General features: G+C 71.1%; 2 protein-coding genes and 1 pseudogene. All 3 read right to left on the minus strand.

What is annotated here, in order from left to right; all coding sequences use genetic code 11:
- Positions 1–452: pseudogene (locus ACTS11_RS21315) on the minus strand (hypothetical protein); the annotation flags it as partial.
- Positions 453–462: 10 nt separating this feature from the next.
- Positions 463–1,677: a GTP-binding protein gene (locus tag ACTS11_RS21320; RefSeq protein ID WP_442642282.1), complete on the minus strand. Its 1,215-nt coding sequence runs from the start codon at positions 1,675–1,677 to the stop codon at positions 463–465.
- Between the two features lie 113 nt (positions 1,678–1,790).
- Positions 1,791–2,461 (minus strand): LysR substrate-binding domain-containing protein (locus ACTS11_RS21325; protein WP_442642283.1); only part of this gene is annotated, 671 nt, incomplete at its 5' end.

Here is a 2,461-nt window from a genome sequence, read left to right on the forward strand (position 1 = left end):
GCCAGGACGGGTGCGAGATGGCCCTGCACGGCGGCGGAGGCGTCGTGAAGCGTCGCGATCCCCGAGCCGTCCCAGAAGATGGCGACGCGCGCGCCGTCCATGTTGAAATGCACCGGCCGCGCGCCGCTGACCGTGGCGGGCAGCAGCGCGGGCGTCCCGAGAATCAGGGCGGAATGGTCGCCGTGATCCTCCTCCACGAGGCCGGAGTCGAGCACCTGCACCGCGCCCGCCTCCCGCTGCACGGCGAAGGCGTGCCGCCCGTCGGGACCGAGGTAGAGACGCGCGGGCGACGCGAGGTCGAGGGCGAGCGGCGCGCCCTCGCCGGGATCGACGATGTGCAGGCGGGCCGCCTCGGCGTCGGCCACGATCAGGCGATAGCGCAGGTCGTGGTCGTGCGCGAAGGCAGGCGCGGCAAGCGAAAGCGCGGTGGTGAGCGTCAGAAACGACTTCATGGGTCTGTCCTCAGGCTGCGGTCTGGCGGCGCCAGGCGGGGAAGGGATCGGGAAGATCGGGCAGCGCGTCAGGCCCCGGCGCGAGGTGTTCGGGCAAGAGGCAGGCGTCGAGCCGCGCCTTCAGCGCGGGCCAGTCGATGCCCGCCCCGATGAAGACGATCTCCTGCCGCCGGTCGCCCCAGGGTTCCTCCCAGTGCTGTCCGATGTAGGCCCGCGCGCCGTCGTGCTCGGGCCAGCGGGCGCGCGGCACGGCGGCCCACCAGGTGCCGAGCGGCTTCACCGACGACAGTGCGCCCGCGAGCGAGAACTCCGCCACCCAGTCGGGGCGCGTGGCGATCCAGAAATGCCCCTTGGCGCGGATCACGCCGGGCATCTCGCCGTTCAGGACGGCGAGGATCTTCTCGGGCTCGAACGGCCGCCGGGCGCGGTAGACGAAGCTCGCGACGCCGTATTCCTCCGTCTCCGGAACGTGGTCGGCGAAGCCGTAGAGCTCCTTCGCCCACATCGGGTGCTCATGCGCGCGCTCGTATTCGAAGAGCCCCGTGTCGAGAATCGCGTCCGCCGCGACCTCGGAATGGTCGGTCTCGATGATCCTCGCGTCGGCGTTCAGGCTGCGGATGATCTTGCGCGCGGCGTCCGTCCGCTCGGGCCCCGCATCCGTGACCTTGTTCAGGATCACCACGTCGGCGAACTCGATCTGGTCGGTGAGGAGATGCACCAGCGTGCGCTCGTCGCCGTCACCCAGCGTCTCGCCCCGGTCGCGCAGGAAGTCGTGGCTGGAATAGTCCCGCAGCAGGTTCACCGCGTCCACGACCGTCACCATCGTGTCGAGGCGGGCGACGTCCGACAGGCTCTCGCCCGCCTCGTCGCGGAAGTCGAAGGTGGCGGCCACGGGAAGCGGCTCGGAAATGCCGGTCGATTCGATCAGGAGGTAGTCGAAGCGCCCCGCCTCGGCGAGCCTGCGCACCTCCGCCAGGAGGTCGTCGCGCAGCGTGCAGCAGATGCAGCCGTTCGACATCTCCACCAGCGTCTCGTCGGTGCGCGACAGCTCGGTCTCGGCGCGCACGAGGTCGGCGTCGATGTTCACCTCGGACATGTCGTTGACGATCACCGCGACGCGCCGTCCCTCGCGGTTGTTGAGCACGCGGTTCAGAAGCGTGGTCTTCCCGGCGCCGAGAAATCCCGACAGCACGGTCACGGGAAGGCGTGTGTCTACGGCCTGCATCCCTGTCTCCCTGGTCCCCTTCACGCGGCGCGGACCCTCGCGCCGGACCACAGGATGTAATGTTATGACATAACATTCAAGAGGTCTCGAGAGGCGGCGCGACTCGCCACCGTTCAGCCGTGCGGCGGCATCGCGTCCAGCCGCTTCTGGAGCACGGTCAGGAAGGTCTGCGCCGCGCGGATGATCGGCACCCGTGCGGCGCGCAGGACGCAGAGCTGCACGTCGCCGAGCGCGAGCGGCAGTCGCCGCGGCGGATCGGCCGCGGGCTCGATCGCCGTCTCGGGGAAGATCGCGGTGCGCGCGCCCGGCCCGAGCTGCTGGAGGACCTGGGAGGCGGGCAAGGTCGTGACGGTCCCGGTCTCGAGCCTGTTGCGGCGCAGGACGTGTGCCACGGCGGCGCGCGACCCGGTGCCCTCGGGCGGCAGGAGAAGGCGGCCCGAAACCACCTCCCAGAGGCCAGCGGGCGCCGTCCCCGCCGCCCCCTGCCATGCCGCCAGCGCGACGCGCTGCGCATGCACGACCTCGATGGCGTCGTCGGTCTCGGGGTTCGTGAGGATCGCGAGGTCGGCCTCCCGCCGGTGGAGCGGCCCGGCGCCGTCCGCCGTCGCGAGGTCCACGGACACGCCCGGAAACGCCTCCTCGAAGTCGCGCACCGCCGACAGCACGACGCCCGCCCCGACATCGCCCCCGAGGGCGAGTCGCAGCTCGCCGCTCAGCCCGTCGCGCAGGTTCACGAGCTGCGTCCGGAAGTCGTCGAACTCGGTCATGTGACGGTCCAGCAGGT

Source organism: Roseicyclus sp., from assembly GCF_052168335.1.
Taxonomy (GTDB): domain Bacteria; phylum Pseudomonadota; class Alphaproteobacteria; order Rhodobacterales; family Rhodobacteraceae; genus Roseibacterium.

Excerpts from the sequence above, each read along its gene's own strand:
- ACTS11_RS21320 (WP_442642282.1), bottom strand. The coding sequence starts at position 1,677 with ATGCAGGCCGTAGACACACGCCTTCCCGTGACCGTGCTGTCGGGATTT.